General features: G+C 41.3%; 1 protein-coding gene. It reads right to left on the minus strand.

The features are described 5' to 3' along the window. Positions 1 to 74 precede the first annotated feature (74 nt). Positions 75 to 275, minus strand: a complete 201-nt coding sequence (locus tag PsAD26_RS19565; RefSeq protein WP_000213975.1) for an antirestriction Ral family protein — start codon at positions 273 to 275, stop codon at positions 75 to 77. Between the last annotated feature and the right edge of the window lie 260 nt (positions 276 to 535).

The raw sequence follows: 535 nt of genomic DNA on the forward strand, positions 1-535 counted from the left end.
GTGTATTCACTCGTTGGAATGAATACACAGTGCAGTGTTTATTCTGTTATTTATGCCAAAAATAAAGGCCACTATCAGGCAGCTTTGTTGTTCTGTTTACCAAGTTCTCTGGCAATCATTGCCGTCGTTCGTATTGCCCATTTATCGACATATTTCCCATCTTCCATTACAGGAAACATTTCTTCAGGCTTAACCATGCATTCCGATTGCAGCTTGCATCCATTGCATCGCTTGAATTGTCCACACCATTGATTTTTATCAATAGTCGTAGTCATACGGATAGTCCTGGTATTGTTCCATCACATCCTGAGGATGCTCTTCGAACTCTTCAAATTCTTCTTCCATATATCACCTTAAATAGTGGATTGCGGTAGTAAAGATTGTGCCTGTCTTTTAACCACATCAGGCTCGGTGGTTCTCGTGTACCCCTACAGCGAGAAATCGGATAAACTATTACAACCCCTACAGTTTGATGAGTATAGAAATGGATCCACTCGTTATTCTCGGACGAGTGTTCAGTAATGAACCTCTGGAG

The organism is Pseudovibrio sp. Ad26 (assembly GCF_001623285.1).
Taxonomy (GTDB): domain Bacteria; phylum Pseudomonadota; class Alphaproteobacteria; order Rhizobiales; family Stappiaceae; genus Pseudovibrio; species Pseudovibrio ascidiaceicola.